Source organism: Sorangium sp. So ce145, assembly GCF_051525985.1.
Classification (GTDB): domain Bacteria; phylum Myxococcota_A; class Polyangia; order Polyangiales; family Polyangiaceae; genus Sorangium; species Sorangium cellulosum_B.
Genome location: NZ_CP150315.1, coordinates 8,973,723 through 8,994,428 on the forward strand (window position 1 = coordinate 8,973,723; position 20,706 = coordinate 8,994,428).

Genomic DNA, 20,706 nt, shown 5'->3' on the forward strand with positions numbered 1-20,706 from the left:
GTTGTCCGCGTGTGGGTACGCCGCGCAGCCATTCGCCCCGTCCCCTCGTACGCTCAGGTGCCGGCGCGCGTCCTGTCCGAGATCGAGGATCAGCTCGCCGAGGATGACGACGACTCGCGCAAGCAGCTCGACGACGCGTTCACGCGCTTCGAGCAGACGCAGCCTGCGCTCGCGGACCGGATCTCCTCGGTGCTGTCCGGCCCGCTCGACGAGACGGCGCTCGCCCTCGGCTATTTCCTGACGCTGGCGATCTGGCTCGCCTTCGACGAGCTGTTCGGTCAGGACCTCGACGAGGTCACCGAGACGGCGCTCACGGGCGTCGAGGAGTCGCTGAACCTGGACGAGCAGATCCGCCTCCACGATCCTGCCGAGGCGGTCGACTCGGACGACGTCATCGCGATGGAGCAGCCCGACGTCCTCGCCTTCGTGCAGGAGCACCTCGACGCGGCGCTCGAGGCGAACGCGCACGAGGTCGACGTCGACGACGTCCACGCGATCTACCGGGTGGTGCTGATCGAGGTCCTGGCGCTGAGCTACGCCGTCCGCCCGCCCTCGAACTGGGTAGCGCTGACGACCGAGTTCACCGCATAACGCGTTTCCCCCGTCTCGCGACCACCGCCCTCAACGTGCGGAGAAGGTGGCCAGGAAGGCTGGCATCTCGGCGCTGCGGCCGTCCTCGAGGAGGACGGTTCGGCGCGGGGCATTGATCGCGTCGAGCACGGCGACGAGCTCACGGAACGGCGTCTTGTTGTCGCTGTGGAGCACGGCTTGATCGGCGCGGCGGTCGCTCGGGGCGCGGTGCTCGCCGCTCCGCTCCCACTCGCGCCGGATGGCCTCGCCGAGCTCTCTGTAACGGATCGCGGTGGCTCCCGCCCCGCCGATCTCGACAGGACGTTTGGGGACGCTCACCTCGCTCAGGACGGTCGCGCCCTGCTTCCACACGAGGTTGAACCGGTCCTCGCCGACATGGACGTGCATCGTCCTGAGAGGCTCTTTCTGGCACTCCTCCCCGCACCCCGTGGCGGCAGGCACATCCGCGCTGGTCTTGAGCCGCGAGCTCGTGACCCACACCGCCGTGATCAGCAGGAAGGCGATGGTCACCATCAGCAGATCGATGAACGGAATCATGTTGATCTCGCTGTTTCGCGCCCGCCTCTCGCCACCTCCCACGTCGACGCCCGCCATGGCTGCCTCCTCGTGTGCTCGTGTTGTCGCCGCGCACTGGCCAGCTCCGCGGCCGCGCTGCGAGATAGGAGGACAGAGGGCGGCGCGCGCCGGATGTTCCTGGAAAGCACCAACGTCCGCTCCCCCCGCCACGGGTGAACCTCTCGCGCGCGTGGACCGCGCCGGCGATCCCGATGAGGGCAGAGCGCGACGAGCAATCCCTCGGGCGGCCCACGCTCCGTATCGTCCACTATTTCGGAGGCGCTTCGATCCGCCCAGCTCAAAAAAAGACGCAACGCGTCGTTATCGAGCAGCCTCATCCTCGGGCGCCCTGAACATGGAAAGGGCGGATGAGAAGCTCGATTTCTTCGGCGTAAGCGAAGATACGGCAACCTCGCGCCGTGGACGAGAGGGCGTCGTGCCGTCCTCGGGTCAACGCAGCGTGCCGCCCCTCGTGCGTCATGGCCGATCTGTCTCTTGACAGACAATCCGTTATAACGGATGATGTACCTACGGGTTGGAGGTGAAGCGGATGCGCCCCCAGAGTGCTCAAGTGATCGACCTCGAGGAATACCGGCAGCAGCGGCGGGCGGCTCGGAACAAGCATGTTCCCGAGAGCAACAGGCCGATGTCATCGGAAAGCTCTTTGACCATACCGGTCGTCCTCTGGTGGTTCCCGATCTGGACGTGGATGCCCATCTGGCAGGTGCGATGAAATCCGTCCGTCAGAACACGCCGCGGAGCTCGCCCGGGCTGGTCTCCGGCGATGGGCTCGGCGCGTCGTTGCCCGTGGAGGGCTATCAGAACGGCGTGCAAGCGTCCGCCGCATCGACGGGGCGACCCCCTCCGCCGGCTGGACCGCGCTCGCACCGCAGGCCGGAGAGCTTCGCTGGCCCCGCGAGCTCGTACTCCAGCCGCACCGACGGAACCAACGGAGAAGCGCCGCAGCGGGACGTGGACGAGGCGTCTGGAGACGCCTGGGCCTACGAGATGGCCCCGCAGGACGCCTCCTCGGCGCTCACTGGCATCGTCGGGGCCAACCTGCGTCGCCTCCGGACCAAGCGTGGGCTCTCCCTCGAGCGGCTGGCAAAGGCGTCTGGCGTGAGCCGGGCGATGCTCAGCCAGATCGAGCTCGGCCAGAGCACGCCGACGATCAACGTGCTCTGGAAGATCGCGCGGGCGCTCGGCGTGCCCTTCTCGGCGCTGATCAGCGACCAGTCGCTCGGCGGCACATCGCTCATCCTGGCCGCGCGCGCCAAGGTGTTGACGTCGCATGACGGCTCGTTCACGTCCCGCGCGCTGTTCCCGTTCGACGTGCCGAGGACCGTCGAATTCTACGAGATCACGCTCGCGCCTCTCGCCACCGAACACGCGGATCCTCACCCGCCGGGCACCGTGGAGAACCTCGTGGTGACCGCCGGGACGCTGGAGATGGTCGTCGGCGCCGAGCGCCATGTGCTCGCGACCGGCGACGCGATCATGTTCGACGCCGACGTGCCCCATCAGTACAGGAACCCGACCGATCAGCAGGTCATCCTGTACCTGGTGATGACGTACATCGAGAAGACGGGCTGATCGGGGCGCTCGACAGCCCGGATCACCGAGGCGCCAAGGACGCCGAGAGGAGAATCACGCCTTCCGGCGCTCCTCTTCTCGCTGACCGACGCCGGCCAAGCATCACGCCGGGGCGCCACGCGCCCGTCCGCGCTATCATCGCGCCGCCTCGTCCCGGGCAGCCTGGCCCCGCCGCATGTCCCAGCCCCCTCCCGCGCCCGCGTTCGCCGAGATGACCGTCGGCGCGCACCGCCTCGCGCTCCTCAAGGACGGCGCGCAGACCTACCCGGCCATGCTCGAGGCCATCGCCCGCGCCCGGCGCACGATCTGCCTCGAGACGTACATCCTCCGGGTCGATCGGACCGGCCAGCGCTTCGCCGAGGCGCTCATGGAGCGGGCGGCGGCCGGCGTCGAGGTGAACGTCCTGTTCGACGCCTGGGGCTCCTCCGTCTCGTCGTCCTTCCTCGACGAGCTCCGCCGCGCCGGCGTCCGGCCCCACGCCTTCCGCCCCCTCGACCTCTCCGCCCCGCTCGGGAAGGTCGCCCGCCGCGACCACCGCAAGGCGCTCATCGTCGACGGTGCGATCGCCTTCACGGGCGGCCTCAACCTCTCCGACGACTACGCGGCTCCGGAGGATGGCGGCGCCGACTGGCGCGATACCCATCTCCGCATCGAGGGCCCCGCCGCCGCCGAGCTCCAGTACTTCTTCTTGCGCACGTGGCAGCGCACGGGCGGCGCCCCCATCGACGACGAGCGCTACGGCTACGCCGAGCGCAGGCCCGACCCCGCCGTCCAGATCATCAGCAACGACCTCCCCCGCCGCAGGCACCGCCACGGCATCCGCGACGCCTACCGGCACGCCATCGAGCGCGCCCGGCGCAGGATCTTCATCACCAACGCGTACTTCCTGCCGCCGCTCCGGATCATCCACGCGCTCTCCTCCGCGGCCCGCCGCGGCGTCGACGTCAGGATCATGGTCGCCGGCACCACCGACGTGCCCGCGGTCCTGCTCGCGTCGCGCGCGATCTACGGCCACCTCCTCGACGCCGGCGCCCGCATGTTCGAGTGGCGCGGCCGCGTCCTTCACGCCAAGACCGCGGTCATCGACGGCCTCTGGTCCACCGTCGGCTCCACCAACCTCGACAGCCAGTCGCTCCGCATGAACCTCGAGGTGAACGCCGTCGTCTCGCACCGCGGGTTCGCGGGCGCGATGGAGCGGATGTTCGCCGACGACCTCGCCCACTGCCACGAGATCACCGCCGCGCGCTGGGCCGAGCGCCCCCTCTGGGAGCGGGCCGCCTCGTGGACGGCCTACCTCGCGCGCGACTGGCTCTGATCCCCGCGCGGTCCGCCGCGCTCGGCGGGGGGTGCTACCGTTCCGGCATGTCCGACTTCCGCCGCTTCCGCGGCACCGAACGCTACCTCACGAGCGAGGCGCTCGAGGCCGCCGTCAACTGCGCGCTGGTCCTGGAGCGGCCGCTCCTCGTCAAGGGAGAGCCCGGCACCGGCAAGACGCTGCTCGCCGAGGCCATCGCGCGGAGCCTGTCGGCCGAGCTCATCACCTGGCACGTCAAGAGCACCACGCGGGCCCAGGACGGGCTCTACGTCTACGACACCGTGCAGCGGCTCTACGACGCGCGCTTCGGCGACGGCGACGTCCGCGACATCCGCCGGTACATCAAGCTCGGCCCGCTCGGTAAGGCGTTCAACGCCTCGGCGCGCGCCGTGCTCCTCATCGACGAGGTCGACAAGGCGGACCTCGAGTTCCCGAACGATCTCCTCCACGAGCTCGATCGGATGCGCTTCCGCATCGCCGAGACCGGCGACGAGATCGCCGCGCGCGAGCGGCCCGTCGTCATCATCACCAGCAACAACGAGAAGGAGCTGCCGGACGCGTTCCTGCGCCGCTGCGTCTTCCACTTCATCGATTTCCCGGAGCCCGAGCTCATGCGGGAGATCATCCGCGTCCACCACCCCGATCTCGATCGGGCGCTCGCCGACCAGGCGATGCAGGTCTTCTACGAGATCCGGAAGAACACCCGGATCCGGAAGCGCCCCTCGACGAGCGAGCTCATCGACTGGATCGCCGTCCTGCGGAGGGCGGGCGTGGGCGAGGTGAAGCTCGACAAGGCGCTGCCGTTCCTCGGCGCGCTGCTCAAGAAGGAGCAGGACCTGGTCGCGCTGGCCGATCAGCTGGCGGGCGGCAGGCGGTTCCGGTCGTAGCGATGTTCGTCGCGTTCCTCTACGAGCTCCGGGCCCGCAAGGTCCCGGTCGGCGCCCAGGAGGCCGTCGGCCTCGCGCGCGCGCTCGCCGCGGGCCTCCACGAGAGCTCGCTCGAGGGCTTCTACCACGTCGCGCGGGCGATGCTGGTCCACTCGGAGGCGCACCTCGACGACTTCGATCTGGCGTTCGCCCAGCACTTCCGCGGCGTGCACGTGGAGGCCAAGGCGGTGACGGAAGAGCTCCTCTCGTGGCTCCGGGATCCCATCAAGATGCGCGCCCTCTCGGACGAGGAGAGGGCGATGATCGAGGAGCTCGATCTGGAGGAGGTGCTCCGGCGGTTCGAGGAGCGCCTCCGCGAGCAGCGCGAGCGCCACGACGGTGGGAACCGGTGGATCGGGACAGGCGGCACCTCACCGTTCGGCCGCGGCGGCTTCCATCCGAGCGGCATCCAGGTCGGCGGCCCCGCGGGCGGGCGCAGCGGCGCCGTGCAGAACGCCGACGCCCGCCGCTACCGCCCCTACCGCAGCGATGTCACGCTCGACGTGCGCCAGATCGAGGTGGCGCTGCGCAAGCTGCGCGCCTTCGCGCGCGAGGGCGGCGATCGCGAGCTCGACATCGAGGCGACGATCGACGCGACGGCCAGGAACGCGGGCGAGATCGAGATCGTCACGAGGCCCCCGCGCCGGCCGAACACGCGCGTGATCCTGATGATGGACGTGGGCGGCTCGATGGATCCCAGCGCCGCGCTCGTGTCGCAGCTCTTCAGCGCGGCGAAGCGCGCGACGCACTGGAAGGAGCTGAGGAGCTACTACTTCCACAACTGCGTCTACGAGAGGGTCTTCAGGACCGAGGGGCTCCTCGACCCGGTCCCGGTGCGCGAGCTCCTCCGCGAGTGCGGCAAGCACCACAAGCTCGTGATGGTCGGAGACGCCTCGATGGCGCCCTACGAGCTGCTCGGCTCGTCGGGCTCCGGCGGCGGCGCGGGCTCCTCGTTCGACCCCGACGCGCGGCTGCCCGGCGTCGCCTGGCTGATGATGCTGCGCGACCATTTCGACCGCGCCGTGTGGCTGAACCCGGACGGGATCGGCCCCTACCCCCACCCGACCGTCGACGCGATCAAGAGCATCTTCCCGATGTTCGCGCTGACGCTGGAGGGCCTAGGAGAGGCCATCGCCGAGCTCGTCCGCGGCCGCGGCCGCGGCCGCGCCTGATCCGCGCGGCGCGCGGGCCCAGGTCAACGGCCCGCGCGGCCGAACACCTCCGCCGTGGCCGACGCGACGAGGGCGCGGTCGAGCCAGAGGTCGAGCTCGCGCTCGCTCCTGCACGACGAGATCTTCGCGGCGGCCGCCTTCGTGAGCCGCAATCCTCGCCGAGCGAGGACACGCCTCAGCGCGTCGCGCTTGCCCTCGAGGATCCCCTCCTCGCGCCCCGCTTCGCGGCCTTCCTCGCGCCCCTCTTCGCGGCCTTCCTCGCGCCCCTGCTCGCGGCCTTCCTCGCGCCCTGCATCGAGCACGGCGTCGAGATCCTCGTATCCGCGCCGCTGGAGGAGGTTGGTCAGCGTGCTCTTCTCCGCCTCGCTTCGGTCGTAGAGCGCCTCGACCCGGACCGCGTTCTTCAGGATGCCCGGCGCGCTCAGCAGCTCCCCGGGGAGCGCGACGCGCACCTTCCGGCGGGGCTCGTGCACCTCGACCCGCCGTGGACCGGTGAGGCGCACGACCCACAAGAGCTTCGTACCGGCCTCGAGCAGGTCGGCGATCTTCTCCTTCAGCGCCTCCTCGTCCTGCCCCACGTCGGCGTACTCGATCGCGAGCTCCGGCACGCCCTTCACCCAGCCCGGCCTGTCGGGCACGTTCCCCACCGCGACGTCCGGCGCCCGGAGGGTGCCCGGATCCGGGGAGTACCCCGTGTCCACGCCCACCTCCTTGACCGCCGGGTCCCACCCCACGACCGAGCTGCCCAGGTGGTTCGGCCCCGAGGCACGCCCCCCCGTGGGGGCGCAGTAGACGGGGTGGCCGTTCGACAGCTCGTACGGATCCCCTGCGCGAAGGTGCTCCGCGCGGAAAGGGCCGCGCTCCGCCGTCCGGCGCTTCACCTGCATGAGGGGACGATAGCACGCCGGGGATGCGCCCCGGGGAGCTCGCCACGCTCCGCGCCCGTCACGCGTTCGGCAACCACATGCGGAACGCCGCGCCCCCGCACCGGCCCGCCGTCGCGGTGATCTCGCCGCCGTGCGCCTCGACGATGACCCGGCTCAGCGCGAGGCCGAGGCCGGTCCCCTTCACCTTGGCGGTCACGAGCGGCTCGAAGAGGTGGTCGGCCACGCACGGAGGAACGCCAGGGCCGTTGTCCTCGATCTCGAGGTGCGTGCGCTCGTCGCCCCTCCACGCCCGCGTGACGATCACACCGCCGGACCCCTCGTCGAACGCCTCGATCGCGTTGAGGTAGAGGTTCGAGAAGACGCGCTCGAGCAGGATCGGGTCGCACAGGAGCGTGAGGTCGGCCGGCGCGACGGCGACCTCGAACCGGACCGCCGTGGGCAGCACCAGCGCGTGCCGCGCGCCCTCGATGAGCCGGCCGAGGTGCGCCGGCTCGCGCCGCAGCGGCTCGCCGCGCGCCAGCCCGAGGACGCTGCCGATGACCTCGTGCGCCTTGCGGATCTCGCACGTCACCCGGTCGAGGTGGCGCAGCAGGCGAGGCCGATCGTCGAGGTCGCGCTGCGCCAGGTAGAGCGACGACTCCGCGACCGCGAGGGCGTTGCGCAGCTCGTGGGCGACGCTCGCGCCGACCGCCCCCGCCGCGGCCAGGCGCGCCGCGCAGCACGCCGTCTCGTGAGCGTCCTTTTCCATAAAGCAAAGCGCAGCGTAGCCGATCCCCGAGCGATCGCCCGCGCGCGCTCCAAGCTCCGCGCCCCGCCGCCGCCGGGAGGATCTTTACGACACGACCGTCCCGGGCTGGCTCACTCGGCGTCCGCGGCGAGCGGGAGGGCCGGCGTTCGCTCCGGAGCCGGCTTGACGCGGCGCGCCCGCTCGAGATCGAAGAGCGAGAAGCGCTCGCCCGCTGCGGAGCCCGCCGGCGAGGTACGGCCGAACAGCTGAAGCCGCACGGCGCGGTGCGGCGGCGGCGTGATCGCGCCCGGCGCCTCCCCCGGCTCTCCCGTGATCACCGCCGCGACCTCGGACGACTTCACCGCACCCGAGCCGCGGATATCGACCTCGACCTCGAGGGCGACGAGATCGCCGACGAGCCCGGCGCGCGCGAGCGCCGCGTGGACCTCGGGCCCGCCGACCTCGGCCCGCACGAGGTACTGGCGCACGTCGACCATCTTGGCGAGCCGGTCGATCTCCCGGCGGATCGGGAGCGACGCCGCCGAGAGGGCGGCGCTGCAGCGGGCGGCGAGGAGCGCCTCCGCGTCGCCGCCGATCGCGGAGCGCGCGAAGGCGAGCGCGTAGCGCGCGCCGGCGATGAGCTTGCTCAGGGACGGGTCCTCCGGGCCGAGCTTGACGGCGCCGCTGAACACGAGCCCGCGCGGGCTCGCGGCCGACATCGCGGCGACGAGCGCGTCGAGCGCGGCGGGATCGAGGTCGCGCTCGAGGCGGAGGTCGACGTACTCGTCGAGGCTGATCACGCCGAGCGAGAGCGCCGGCGAGAAGGTCATGTCGGGCTTCGGGTGGAAGCCCGCTGTGTAGGTCATCGGCGCGCCGACGCGCCGGAGCACGCGGGGCAGCTCGCGCACGACGTCGAGGTGGCCGAGCAGCGCCATCGGCCCGGCCTTCTCGAAGCGGAAGCGGTAGCGGAAGCCGCCGCGCCCCTTCGGCGCACGCGCGCCAGAGGGACCCGCGGCGGCCGCGGGCGGCGCGGCGGCCGCGGGCGGCGCGGCGGCCGCGGGCGGCGCGGCGGCCGCGGGCGGCGCGGCGGCTGCGTCGGTGAGCACCGGCAGCGAGCGCCGGTGGGCGCCGAGCCGATCGAGGAAGGTGAGCCGCTCCTCGCGCATCTGCGTCATGTCGCAGGCGACGCCGCAGTCGTAACAGACGAGCCGCCGCGCGTCGGCCTTGGCGTCGTCGACGTTCGTGTGGTGGACGAACATGCCGGCGACCTTGCCGCACGGCGGGCTGAGGCGGCTCTGGAGCGCCTTCCTGTACTCCTTCGCGAGGAAGCCCTCCTCGAGGCCGACGTCGATGTGATCCCAGGGCAGCCGCGCCGTCACCGGGAGGGTGCCGAGGTACTTCGCGCGGTCGACGCCGACGTGCGTGAACGCCTCCTCCCACACGGCGAGATCGAGCTTGTCCTCCCACGAATCGAAGCGGGCGCCGCGCCGCCAGGCCCGCTCGAGGACGTCGGCGAGGGGGCGGTCGCCGCGGGCGAAGATGCCCTCGAGGACGCTGGCGTGGGCCTCGTGGGTCTTCAGCGTGACGGCGCGGTACGGCCGCACCGTGTCCTTGAGCAGCTGCTGCTTGCGCCCGACCTCGCCGAGCGTGTCCATCGCCGCCCACTGGAAGGGCGTGTGAGGCTTGGGCACGTGGGTCGAGACGCTGACCGTCACGTCGACCGGCTTGCCCTTGCCCGCCGCCCTCCTCCCGGCGCCGGCCGCGCGGGCGCCCGTCTCGACGATGCCGCGCACGTCCTCGTCGGTCTCGGTCGGCAGGCCGATCATGAAGTAGAGCTTCATCTTGCCCCAGCCCCGGCTGAACACGCGCTCGGCCGTCTCGAGGAGCTGCTCCTCCGTGACGTTCTTGTTCACGACGTCGCGCATCCGCTGGGTGCCCGCCTCCGGCGCGAAGGTGAGGCCGGTCGCGCGCACGCGCTTGAGCTCGTCGAGCAGGTCGGGCTCGAGCCCGTAGGCGCGCAGCGACGACACGCCGAGCGAGATGCGCTCCGCGGTGAGGCGCTCGGTGACCTTCTTGATGAGCGGCGAGATGCACGAGACGTCGGCGGTCGACAGCGCCGTGAGCGAGACCTCGTCCTGGCCGGACCTCTGCACCGCGCGCATCACGGTGTCGACGATCTGCTCGGGATCGCGCTCGCGGACGGGCCGGTAGATCATGCCGGCCTGGCAGAAGCGGCACCCCTCGGTGCAGCCGCGGGCGATCTCGATCGACATGCGGTCGAAGATGGCCTCGGGCCCGCCCGTGGGGCTCTCGTCGGGGAACGGGTACCTGTTCAGGTCGACGAGGGCGCGCTCGATCGGGAACGGGATCCCGGAGGCGAGCGGGCGGTCCACGACCTCGAAGCCGGTGTCGGGGTCGAGCCGGGTCGCGTAGAGCGAGGGCACGTAGACGGCGCCGAGGCGCGCGATCGCGGCGAGCCGCTCGCGCCGCGGCACGCCCTCGCGCTTGAGCCGCGCCCACGCGAGGGCGACCTCGGTCGCCTTCTCCTCGCCGTCGCCGATGACGATGGCGTCGAGGAAGGGGGCGATCGGCTCGGGGTGGGTCGCCGTCGGGCCGCCCGCGATCACGATCGGGTCGTCCTCGCCGCGGTCCGCCGCGCGCAGCGGGACGCCGCCGAGGTGCAGCATCGTGAGGATGTTGGAGTACGTGAGCTCGAACTGCAGGGAGAAGCCCACGACGTCGAAGTCCCTGAGCGGGCGCGCGGACTCGAGGGACACGAGCGGCAGCCCGCGCTTCACGAGCTGGGCCTCCATGTCGACCCAGGGCGTATAACAGCGCTCGGCCAGCGTGCGCGGGTCGTCGTTCAGCAGCTTGTAGAGGATCTTGAAGCCGAGGTGGCTCATCCCGATGTCGTAGACATCCGGGAATGCCAGGCAGACGCGCGCCTCGACCGACGCCCAGTCCTTCACGACCGAGCCGACCTCGCCGCCCGCGTAGCGCGCGGGCTTCTCCACCTGATCGAGGAAGGAGGCGTACGGGTGATCGGCGAGCAGGGGGAGGCTGTCCATGGCGCTTCGGCGCGTAGCATGGCCGGCCGGCGCCGGCACCCGCGGCTCGCTCGAGCCAGCTCGAGCCGCCGTCCGGGGCCGCAGGCCGGAGCGGCGCGGCGGTCCGCTTGGGCTATGCTCACGACGTGCGCGAGCGTGATGCCCATCATGTGGAGATCGACCGGGCGAGGCACGTCGAGTACCGGGACCCCAGCGAGTTCGACCGGATCGCCTTCGCCATGCGCACGCTGGACCGCCTCCGGCCGAAGCGGATGACGGTGGCCGTCTACCCCGCGATCGCCGCGATGCGCGTCGAGCGCGGGAGCAACCTGCAGCGCGGCGAGGGCGGCTCCTGGGCGATCGTCGGCATCCCGCCGCACGCGAGCCGCGAGCACATCGCCTACGCCCTCGCCGAGCTCGCCGGCGTCGAGTCGGTGCCCTACGCCGTACAGAGTCTCCTCGCCGCCGACAGGAACACCGACGCCTAGGCGCGAGCCGTAGCGCCGGAGCGCCGCTGCGCGGACATCGCCGCTGTCCCGAGATGAGCCGCGCGCGGCGGCGGGGCGGATGGTGTTGCGCCCCGCACGAGGGAGAGCGACGCTGCCCTCCGTGCCTGCTCGGATCCGGCAACAGATCGCGCGCCACCGCGCAGCGAAGGCGGTGTGGAGCGTCATCGTCAGCCTGGATCGCCACAACGGGCCGCGGGCGGCGAGCGCGATGGCCTTCGACGCGTTCCTCAGCCTGATCCCGCTCGCCGCCTTCGCCGGCTATGTGCTCAGCCGGGTCCAGCGGTGGTCGGATGTGGTGGTGCGGCCCATCCTGCAGGCGGCGCCCCCGGACGTCGCGACGCTCGTCTCGGAGGAGCTCATCCGGCTCTCGCAGTCGTCGGCGGTCGCGCCGATCAGCATCACCGGCTTCCTCTGGATCACGTCCTCCGGGATCTCGACCGCCATGGGCGTGTTCGACACGATCTACAACACGCGCGAGCGCCCCTGGTACGTGCGCAGGGCGATCGCGGCGGCGTGCGTGATGGCCAGCCTGGCCGTGGTGCCCGTGGTCGCCGGCGTGGGCGTGCTGATCGGCACGCTCTCCGGATCGACCGGCGCCCGCATCGTCGCCTTCGCCCTCCCCGGGGGCCTCGTCATCTGCATGGTCGCCGCCTTCTTCAGGATCTCGATCCAGCGCCCGAACATCGAGCGACGCCGGATCTTCCCGGGCGCGGTGCTCACGGTGGTGCTCTGGTCCGCCGTGTCGACCCTCTTCTCGCTCTACGTCGCCACGCTCGGCCGCTACGCCACGTTCTACGGGAGCCTCGCGACCGTCGCGATCTTCCTGTTCTGGCTGTGGCTCCTGGCGCTCGCGCTGCTCATCGGGGGCGAGCTGAACGCGCGCCTGGAGCGGGAGCGCGCCGGCGTGACGTCGATCCCGCCCCCCGGCAAGTGGAGCGCGCTCGCGCTCTCCGATCTGCCCGAGCTCTCCGACCTGCCCCAGAGCGTCACGCCGCCGCCCCAGAGCGCCACGCCGCTGCCCCTGAGCGCCACGCCGCTGCCCCTGAGCACCACCCTCCCCCAGGGCGCAACGCTCCCCCGCGGGGTCGCGGCGCGGCTCGGCGACGCCCAGGGCGCGGGCAGCGCGGACGAGGACGAAGCGCGCGGCGCACCGAGCTCGCCGCGCGAGCACCAAGCCGCCGGGTAGGTCGAGGCGGCGGGAGGCCGACGCCCCCGGCGGCCGCGGGCTGAAGGACGGACGGCCGACGCCCGGCGGTTCGGCTCGGCACGGGCGGTGAAAGCGCCGTCGCTCGTCCGCCACTCGGCGCTCACTCGGCGCGCATTCGCACGGTGGGTGCGCGCACTTCGCGCAGGGGCATGTCGAGGGCGGGCGTGAGGGGGAGCAGTCGAGCGTGCACGCGCACTACGGAGCGGGGGGTGACGGGGGCGGCGACCGGCGCGCCGCGCCTTTGCCGGGCGACGCCGGGCTGTACTTTCTGGGGGCGCTGCACGAGCTCGTCGCCGTCGGCCTGCACCGCCCCGCGCTCGAGGCGCTGTGCGCGGGGCAGCGCGACATCGCGGAGCCGCCCATCGACCGCGCCTACCTGCTCAAGATCCTCGACGAGGAGATCTGCCGGCAGTTCGGGCATCCGCTCCGGCCGCTCATCGAGCTCGTGCTCAACGCCGCCGACGCGGCCCGCGCGCCGCAGCCCGTCGTCGACGTCGCCGTCACCGATGGGCGCGTCGAGGTCAGCGACGCCGGCGCCGGCATGGGGCTCCGGGCAATCCTCTCACGGCTGCTCATCCCGTTCGCGACGGACAAGCGGCCAGGGATCGATCTCGGCCGGTTCGGGGTCGGGTTCTTTTCCGTGCTCGGGCTGGGGCTCTCGGATCCGGAGAGCTTCAGCCTTCACGTCACCACCGGCGACGGCGTCGAGGGATGGGCGATCCGCGTCGTGGCCTGGCCCAGCGCGGGCGACGCGGGCAGCGCGCCTGCGAGCGCCTCGGAGGAGCCCGGGCAAGCCCGCGGCCGCGCGTCGCCCGAGCTCACCGCCGCCCTGATGTGCTCGGTGCGCCGGATCGCGCCGCTGCTCGGGACGCGCGTGCGCGTCACCTCGGCGCTGCTCGAGACGGCCACGGTCCGCGCGTACCTGCGCGACGCGCTCCACTTCTTCCCCGCGAGCCGCGCCCTCGTGCTGCTCGACGGCGCGGCCGTGAACGACGGCCGGCTGATCTCCGGCGGGCAGCTCATCCAGGAGCGGGTCGCGGTCGCGCCAGAGCCCCCCGGCGCGGCCGCGCTGGAGGCGCGGACCCACCTCGGCGACGCGCTCCTCGCGCGCTTCCACGTCGGCGGGCGAGGGCTGCTCCCGAGCATCTCGGCGGCCACCTTCCATGCCGGGGTCAAGGTCGACGCCTGCCTCGCCCTCGCCGAGCTCGCGCTCATCGATTTCCCGGCCGCCGTCGAGCTGACCGAGGGGCGGGACGCGCTCAAGATCGGGCCGGAGTTCACCGCGGTCGCGACGGCCTTCTACCGGCGCCTCATCGAGCTCGCGGCGGCGAGCGGCGAGGGCCGGCGCACGCGCGACAGGCTGGCCGAGATGGCCGCCCAGATCAGCGCGCTCATGCTGCAATCCGCGGGCTGGGACGAGGTCGCCCTCGATCTCGCGCGCGCCCTGCTCGGCCCCGGGCGCTGCATGGTGACCCCCGAGCGGCGCGAGGCGCTGCTCGGGTTCCTCGGGCCGAGCGTGGCCGAGCGGCTGTTCGTGCCGGAGAGCTTCTGGGCGGAGCGCGAGTGGCAGCCGCACCTGCCCGGCGAGCGCGAGCTGCTCGAGGACGAGCTCGAGATCGACGCGCCGGAGACGCTCTCGGCCCTGGCGCGGCGCCGCGGCGACCTCTCGGGGCTGCCGCTGCTCGTCGCGCGGGCGACGAGCCCGCACACGACGATGGTCGCCCTCTGCCGGAGCCGGCTCCAGCCGGACCGCGGCGCCGGCGCAGCGGCGCGCCGGGCGCCGGGCGCGCCGCCGCTCCCCGACGCGCCGGGGCGGCGGCCGGCGGGGCCGCTGCCGTGCCTCGGCACGCGCCGGCTCCTGCTCATCCGCGACGACAGCGCGGCGGTGCGGCGCCCCTCGGGCTGGAGCGACTGGTACGCGTTGCGGGCCGCCTTCGACCGGGCCTCCGGGGTGCGCGAGGCCGATCTCGAGCGCGATCTCATCGTCGGCGAACCCGTGGACGGGGCGGCCTTCGCGGCGCCCGGGCCCGGCGAAAGGACGTCTGGAGGCGAGCCATGACCCAGATCTCGTACGGGCTTTTCTCGGAGCTCTTGCTCGTGCGGATCCACGGGCGCGCCGAGGCCTACCTGCAGGCGAGCAGCGCGGAGCGCCTCGCGCTCGTCGCCGCCTGCCGCGGCGAGGCGACGGTGCCCGACCTCGCGCAGCGCATCCTCTCCCGCACCATCTACGCGCAGGCGTCGTCGCGGATCGGCCCGCTCCGCGAGCTGCTCCAGAACGCGCTCGACGCGTCGCCGCCGGGCGCCCGCATCGACGTCCGCTCGTCCGAGGACGGGCGCGAGATCTCGGTCACCGATCAAGGCCGCGGCATGAGCCGGACCGAGCTCCTCGCCGACCTGCTCGTGCCCTTCCGGAGCGGCAAGGCGGGCGAGCCCGACGTGATCGGCGAGCACGGGATCGGCTTCTTCTCCGTGCTCGAGATCGCGCCGTGGATCGAGGTGGTCACGGCGACGCCCTCGGGCGGGCACCGGCTGCTCGTCGCGCCGCTCGGCGGGGGGCCGCCCTACGAGGACTTCTCGTGGACGCTCCTGTCCCTGCCCCGCCCCCCGCCCGCGCCGTACGCGGACGGCGGCCGCGCGGGCGCCCCTGCGCGCCGTGTCGACGAGCGCGCCTCCGAGCCGCCCCGCCGCCCGACGACGGGCACCTCGGTGAGGCTGTCGCTCGCGCAGCCGATCTCGCGGCCCGCGCTCGCCGCGGAGGTCACCGCGGCGGTGGGGCTCGTCGACGCGACCGTCGCGCGGATCTACGTGGACGGCGCGCTCGTCAACACGGCGCGCGGGCGCCTCCGCCGCGCCGCGGAGGTGCCGCTCCGGCTCCCGCCGTCGGGCGAGCTCTGCGGCGCGGTCGAGCTGTTCGTGGGCCGGGGCGACGGCATCGAGCCGCAGCTCACGATCACCCAGAAGGGGCTCACGGTGGCGACGCGGATCGATCCGTTCCCTGGCCCCGAGCTCGGGCTTCACCGCGAGCTGGCGCGGGCGATCACGGCGGCGGGCTTCGGCCTGGTCGCGGAGCTGCCGCTCGGCGTGCCGCTCAACAAGGGCCGCTCGGCGGTCGCGGCGACCGCGTCCACGGCGGTCGAGGCGGCGCTCGTCGCGGCGTTCGAGCGGTTCGTCCTGCGCGACGCCCTGTACGACCGCGAGCTCCTGCGCGCGGTCGATCACCGCCTCTCCTCGGTCCTCGACCGGCTCCTCCACGCGGCGCTGCTCGGCGAGAGCATCACGATCGCGTCCGCGCAGGCGGTGGACGAGCTCGATCCGGTCGCGCGTACCCCCACGGTGGCTGCGCCCGAGCAGGTCATCCGCTTCGCGAGCGGGCTGCTCGACGCGCCCCTCTTCCGGTCGATCGTCGCCGACACCGGCCAGCGGCCCTCGGGCGCGGCGCTCTCCCCGCTCGGCCAGGTCCACTACCGGAGCGCGCCGCTGACGCTGCGCGAGCTGCTCCAGGCGCACCGGACCGGCGCGCTCCGCCCCCTCGAGGCCGCGCCGTCGCTGTCGTCGAGCCAGGTCCGCAGCACCGCCCGCTGGCCGCTCGGCGCCTCCGGTCCGGGGCCGGAGGCCGCCATGGGGCGGGAGGCCGCCGGCGTGCGGCCCGGGGATCTCGTGTACCTGGCGCTCGACGAGCCGCTCGCGCAGGCGTTCTGGCGGCGCCTCGCGAGCGAGGGCGCGGCGTCGCAGCCCCTCCAGGCCGCCGCCGGGGCGCCGCCGCGGGCGCCGAGCGCCGCGCCGTGCCCGATGCCCCGCACCTCGCGCGAGGCGCTCCTCAAGACCGCGATCGACGTGCCCGGCGTCCGCGCCGTGGCCGCGGCCATGACGATCATCGAGCGGCTCGATGCGGCGATCTCCGAGTCCGCGGACCTCCCGGCGTCGCCGATCTGGGTGCACCAGGACCTCTACGGCCCCGACGAGATGGCGCACACCGACGGGAGCGGGATCAGCGTGAACCTCGCGTCGACGCGGGTGCGGGCGCTGCTCACCGCGGTGCTCCTGCGCGACGACGCGGTCGCCTTCACGGCGCTCGCGGATCTCCTGCTCCACGAGAAGACGCACGTCTCGCTGGCGAGCTACGTCCCGCGCCCGACGGCCGAGCACGGCACGAGCTTCTACCGCCGCAAGGACTGGATGCGCCGCCGCCTGCTCGCGGCGATCGCGAGCGGCGCCGTCGCCGACCCGATGCGCTGGCTCGCGGTGGCGCGGCGGGGGCTCGCGAGCGCGGCGCTGCCGGCGCCGTCGGAGCTCTCGCAGGCGTTCCTGGCGGCGGCCGCGGCCGCGTGAGGCGCGCCCGGCGCCGCAGGCGCGAGGCCACCGTGGCGGCTGCGTTCAGCTCAACCCGGAGGCTGTCCGGAGCCGCCGGGCAGAGTTGAAACTCAACCCGGAGGCTGTCCGGAGCCGCCGGACAGAGTTGAAGCTCAACCCGGAGGCTGTCCGGAGCCGCCGGGCAGAGTTGAAACTCAAACCGGAGGCTGTCCGGAGCCGCCGGGCAGAGTTGAAGCTCAAACCGGAGGCTGTCCGGAGCCGCCGGGCAGAGTTGAAGCTCAAACCGGAGGCTGTCCGGAGCCGCCGGGCAGAGTTGAAACTCAACCCGGAGGCTGTCCGGAGCCGCCGGGCAGAGTCGAAACCCAAACCGGAGGCTGTCGTGGAACAGGCTGCCGTGTGCGGGCTCACTTCCGGACCGAGCGCCAGGCGCCGAGTCCGATGTACGCGAGGTCAGCGGGAGACGAGGTCCTTCATCCAGGCGACGTCGTCAGGCGTCGCCTGGTGGAGCTCGCCGGCCCACGCCTCGTCGGTCATGCGCTGGAAGTCCCCGGTGATCTTCTCGAAGTACGAGGAGGCGAGCCCCACGAAGGCGCGCGGCGTGCCGCAGGGATCGGCGGTGACGACCATGAGCCGCGGCAGGCCGGTGCCCACGTGCAGCACGCGCCCGACCGGCGCCCCGCCCTCGTCGGTCGGCTGCGTGTGCACGTCGGCGATCGTCGGGTCCTGGATCACGGTCTGGGACATGTCGAAGAAGAGCTCGGCGTACCAGCCATCCGCCCCCACGTCCGAGCCGCAGCCGCTCTGGATCCGGACGGCCTGGTTGATGAAATCGAGGTGCTCCGCCGTGAGGGGCACCCCGGCGCGCTCGTTCTCGGCCATCTCGCCGAGCGTCCGCGCGACGCTCTGCAGCTTCGCGAAGTACGCCGGCACCCGCTGACCCAGCAGCGACGGCGCGCCCGACAGATCGAGCGTCTCGACCACGCGGGCGCCCTGCTCGGCCAGATCGGCGATGCGCGCGAAGAACGCCGGGTACGGGTCGACGTAGGCGTCCGGGAACTCGCACGTGGCGCCGCCCGTGTACGACTGCTTGGCGTAGAGCAGCGTGTCGTGCCGGAGCTCGGCCCACGAGGCGAGCTGGGTGTTCAGGAGGCGCCGGCCCCACGCCTCGGTCTTCGCCACCGCCGGCAGCCCCGCGTCGTCGGCGAGCGCCTTCGACGGCGACAGCTCCCGCAGCGCGCCGAGCCAGTGATTGTAGAGGTTCTTGCTCCAGAAGTCGCCGGGGTGCGCGTCGACGAGCACGCGCATCATGTGCAGGTCCGGCGCGTAGGGGAACTGCCCGAGCTCGGGCGCGAGCAACAGGCCCGCCTGATCGTTGCCGAGCGCGGCGAAGCCCACGTCGAGCGGGCTCGGCATCATGCGCTTGACGGTGCCGCCCTTCACCCGGTCGTAGACCACGTTCGAGAAGACGTGCGAGTCGACGACGTACCGCTGGCCGAGCAGCGCGAAGCTCGACGAGAGCGGCATCGTGCCCTTGCCGAGGCCGTTGATCATGATGTGGCTCGAGATCCGCTGCGTCCCGTGGCCCTTCTTCACCACGACGTCGATGATCTGCTCGTCCGAGAGCCCGGCGAGGCCGGCGGCGCCGGCGAGGCCGAGGTCCGCGAGCAGGACGTCGAGCTCGGGCAGGGTCATATAGTCGCTCTCGCCGACGAAGGTCTGGACCGTGTCGTCGATGCGCGTGTACCGGGCGAGGGTCTCCGCGCCGGCGAGGGCGCGCAGCACATAGGCGCCCTCGAGCTGCCGCCGCTGCAGGACCTGCGTGCCGTCCTGCTGGGTCTCGAGGAAGCGGAAGTCGACGCGGCCGAGCCACATCATGCTGCGGAAGTAGCGCTGGAGCACCGGCGAGTCGGTGTAGTGGCCGCGTGGCTCGAACTGCGAGAAGTCCATGATCCGATCGGAGCCGAAGAGGCGCACGCTGCCCGCGCCCTCGTGCGCCTTGGCGCCCGCGACGAGCTCGTCGATCTTCGCGGCGTCGGCGCCCGCCACGGGCGCGACGGGCACGTCGTTCAGCAGCGAGAGCGCCACGGCCGTGAAGAGGTCGGCGTCGGCGCGCGCCTCGGCGCCGAGCTCGCCGCCGGCCCCTGCGGCGAGCTGCGCGCGCATCTCCTCGAGCATCGCCCCTAGCTCGGGCGCGAGCGCGGCGAGCTCCACGCCCTTCAGGATCGCGTCGTACGAGCGGTGGACCGCGTACAGGATGGAGTCGGCGGAGACGTAGAGCGGCAGATCGAGCGCGTAGATGCTCGCGTAGCCGTAAGCGAAGGTCGGAAAGGTCTTCTTCTCCGAGATGACGAAGCCGTTCGCGGAGAGCTTCGCGAGCTCGTCCTGGTCGAGGGCGAGCGAGGTGCCCTGGACGAGCGAGAGGCCCTCGGCGTCCGCAGGCGCGTAGGGCAGGCCCGAGGCGAAGGGGACAGCGTACCTCGAGGCGAAGTCCTCCGCGGTCATGTTCGCCGAGGACTCCTTCTCGTCGAGCAGCGCGCTGAGCTCCGCCTGCTGCTCGGGCCCGAGCGGCGCCGGCGGCTGCTCCGACTGCGTACCCCCGGTCTGCGTGCCGCCCGTCTCCGTGCCGCCGGTGTCGGGCTGCTGGTTGCTCTCGCCGGAGCAGCCGCCGGCGAGGGCGAGGAGGATCGGAACGACGTGAAAGTGAAGAAGCATTTTGCGCATCGTGTTTTCCTTCCAGAGCGCGCCTCCAGTGCAGTGCGCGGGGCGCGGCGCCCCCGCTGCGGGCAAGGACGGTGCCGCGGGAGCGAGGCGCGCTCCCCTCTTCGCCCGCAACAGGAAAGATCTGCTCCAGTGCAGCAGGATACGACACCATCGCGATGGATGCGGCGCCGAGGAGAGCTGACGTGATGTCACCGCGCCGGGATCAGGTCCGGTCGTTCGAGATCCGTGCTTCGCGCGGAGAGGGCGTGGTGAAACCGTGAAGACGGCCGGAGAGAAGAAGCGCTCGTGTTGTCCCGGCGACTGTCCTCTTCGCGTTCACGCCGATCGGCGCCTGAGCAACCGCCCTCGCTCACCCGCGCTCCCCGTCCGATTCTGTCGATTTCTTGCTCCCCATGACAAAGTGGGAACATCGATGTTTCGACGGGGCCCCGAGGAAACTTGGCGGTCCCATGCACGATGAGCGTGACGGCGGCGAATCGGATCCACTACAAGGGGCGCCGGAGGCGAACCATGACCATCACGTTCTATTACTCCCCCCAATCGAGCGCTGGGCGCATCCGCCTGACGCTCGCCGAGCTCGGTGTCCCCCACGAGGCCGTCCGGGTCGATCTGCGCGCCGGCGACCAGAAGAAGCCGGAGTTCCTCGCCCTCAACCCCAATGGCCAGGTGCCGACCCTCGTCATTGACGGCACCCCGATATTCGAGTCGGTGGCGATCCAGATCGCCCTCGGCGAGCGTTACGGCGTCGAGAAGGGCCTGTGGCCGGCCCCCGGCTCGCCCGAGCAGCTGATGGCCCTGACGTGGCTCGTCTGGGGCCAGGTCAACCTGACCAGCGCCCTGTTCCGCTACATCAAGAACACGAGCGACTGGTTCCCCAAGGAGCAGCAAGACGCGAAGCAGGCCGAGGCGGCGATGACCGAGGCGCGCGGCCTGCTCCGCATCCTCGACGGCCGCCTCGACGGCCGCCAGTACGTCACCGGCGAGCGCTGTACCCTGGTGGATCTCGACCTCGCGTCCGTGCTCGGCTGGGGGCTTCAGGCGGCCAAGATCGACATCTCCGAGCTGAAGAACTTGAAGGGATGGCTCGGCCGCATCATGGAGCGCCCGGCCGTGAAGGCGGTCATGGCCGAGGGCTGAGCCCGGGC

Annotated in this window: 15 protein-coding genes; 10 read left to right on the forward strand and 5 right to left on the reverse strand. The window is 72.4% G+C overall.

The window, feature by feature from the left end:
• Positions 1-9 precede the first annotated feature (9 nt).
• Positions 10-591 carry a hypothetical protein gene (locus tag WMF34_RS33260; protein WP_012239127.1) on the forward strand — a complete coding sequence of 194 codons (582 nt, stop codon included), beginning with the start codon at positions 10-12 and terminating at the stop codon, positions 589-591.
• Between the two features lie 30 nt (positions 592-621).
• On the opposite strand, the gene WMF34_RS33265 is transcribed toward WMF34_RS33260, so the two are convergent.
• Positions 622-1,185 carry an ExbD/TolR family protein gene (locus tag WMF34_RS33265; RefSeq protein ID WP_437990329.1) on the reverse strand — a complete coding sequence of 188 codons (564 nt, stop codon included), beginning with the start codon at positions 1,183-1,185 and terminating at the stop codon, positions 622-624.
• Positions 1,186-1,875: 690 nt separating this feature from the next.
• Here WMF34_RS33265 and WMF34_RS33270 point away from each other — a divergent pair.
• The 4 genes from WMF34_RS33270 (at position 1,876) to WMF34_RS33285 (ending at position 6,152) form a co-directional block, all read left to right on the forward strand.
• Complete coding sequence (locus WMF34_RS33270; protein WP_157907078.1) at positions 1,876-2,739, forward strand: helix-turn-helix domain-containing protein; 864 nt, start codon at positions 1,876-1,878, stop codon at positions 2,737-2,739.
• A gap of 175 nt (positions 2,740-2,914) precedes the next feature.
• Positions 2,915-4,054 carry a cardiolipin synthase ClsB gene (gene clsB / locus WMF34_RS33275; RefSeq protein ID WP_231864373.1) on the forward strand — a complete coding sequence of 380 codons (1,140 nt, stop codon included), beginning with the start codon at positions 2,915-2,917 and terminating at the stop codon, positions 4,052-4,054.
• A gap of 47 nt (positions 4,055-4,101) precedes the next feature.
• Positions 4,102-4,941 (forward strand): AAA family ATPase, encoded by an 840-nt coding sequence (locus tag WMF34_RS33280; RefSeq protein ID WP_437990330.1) that lies wholly within the window; start codon positions 4,102-4,104, stop codon positions 4,939-4,941.
• Between the two features lie 2 nt (positions 4,942-4,943).
• Positions 4,944-6,152, forward strand: coding sequence for a vWA domain-containing protein (locus WMF34_RS33285; RefSeq protein ID WP_437990331.1), 1,209 nt, complete (start codon positions 4,944-4,946; stop codon positions 6,150-6,152).
• A 23-nt stretch (positions 6,153-6,175) separates the two neighbouring features.
• On the opposite strand, the gene WMF34_RS33290 is transcribed toward WMF34_RS33285, so the two are convergent.
• The 3 genes from WMF34_RS33290 to WMF34_RS33300 form a co-directional block, all read right to left on the reverse strand.
• The gene (locus tag WMF34_RS33290; protein ID WP_012239133.1) at positions 6,176-7,039 is read right to left on the reverse strand and encodes a Uma2 family endonuclease; all 864 of its coding nucleotides are present in this window, start codon (positions 7,037-7,039) and stop codon (positions 6,176-6,178) included.
• Positions 7,040-7,097: 58 nt separating this feature from the next.
• Positions 7,098-7,787, reverse strand: coding sequence for a sensor histidine kinase (locus WMF34_RS33295; RefSeq protein WP_012239134.1), 690 nt, complete (start codon positions 7,785-7,787; stop codon positions 7,098-7,100).
• Positions 7,788-7,897: 110 nt separating this feature from the next.
• On the reverse strand, positions 7,898-10,834 hold the full coding sequence (locus tag WMF34_RS33300) for a TIGR03960 family B12-binding radical SAM protein (protein WP_437990332.1): 2,937 nt from the start codon (positions 10,832-10,834) through the stop codon (positions 7,898-7,900).
• Between the two features lie 125 nt (positions 10,835-10,959).
• Between WMF34_RS33300 and WMF34_RS33305 the strand changes: the two genes are divergently transcribed.
• The 4 genes from WMF34_RS33305 (at position 10,960) to WMF34_RS33320 (ending at position 16,858) form a co-directional block, all read left to right on the forward strand.
• Positions 10,960-11,301: a hypothetical protein gene (locus WMF34_RS33305; protein WP_157907079.1), complete on the forward strand. Its 342-nt coding sequence runs from the start codon at positions 10,960-10,962 to the stop codon at positions 11,299-11,301.
• 121 nt (positions 11,302-11,422) lie between these two features.
• Positions 11,423-12,508: a YihY/virulence factor BrkB family protein gene (locus WMF34_RS33310; RefSeq protein WP_437990333.1), complete on the forward strand. Its 1,086-nt coding sequence runs from the start codon at positions 11,423-11,425 to the stop codon at positions 12,506-12,508.
• Between the two features lie 205 nt (positions 12,509-12,713).
• Entirely contained in the window at positions 12,714-14,588 is a 1,875-nt protein-coding gene (locus tag WMF34_RS33315) for an ATP-binding protein (protein WP_437990334.1), read from the forward strand.
• Positions 14,585-16,858: an ATP-binding protein gene (locus WMF34_RS33320; protein WP_437990335.1), complete on the forward strand. Its 2,274-nt coding sequence runs from the start codon at positions 14,585-14,587 to the stop codon at positions 16,856-16,858. Before WMF34_RS33315 ends, WMF34_RS33320 begins: the two co-directional genes overlap by 4 nt.
• 432 nt (positions 16,859-17,290) lie before the next feature.
• On the opposite strand, the gene WMF34_RS33325 is transcribed toward WMF34_RS33320, so the two are convergent.
• Complete coding sequence (locus WMF34_RS33325) at positions 17,291-19,561, reverse strand: DUF3160 domain-containing protein (protein WP_437990336.1); 2,271 nt, start codon at positions 19,559-19,561, stop codon at positions 17,291-17,293.
• A gap of 510 nt (positions 19,562-20,071) precedes the next feature.
• On the opposite strand from WMF34_RS33325, the gene WMF34_RS33330 reads away from it, so the two are divergent.
• The gene (locus WMF34_RS33330; RefSeq protein ID WP_437990337.1) at positions 20,072-20,698 is read left to right on the forward strand and encodes a glutathione S-transferase family protein; all 627 of its coding nucleotides are present in this window, start codon (positions 20,072-20,074) and stop codon (positions 20,696-20,698) included.
• Positions 20,699-20,706 lie beyond the last annotated feature (8 nt).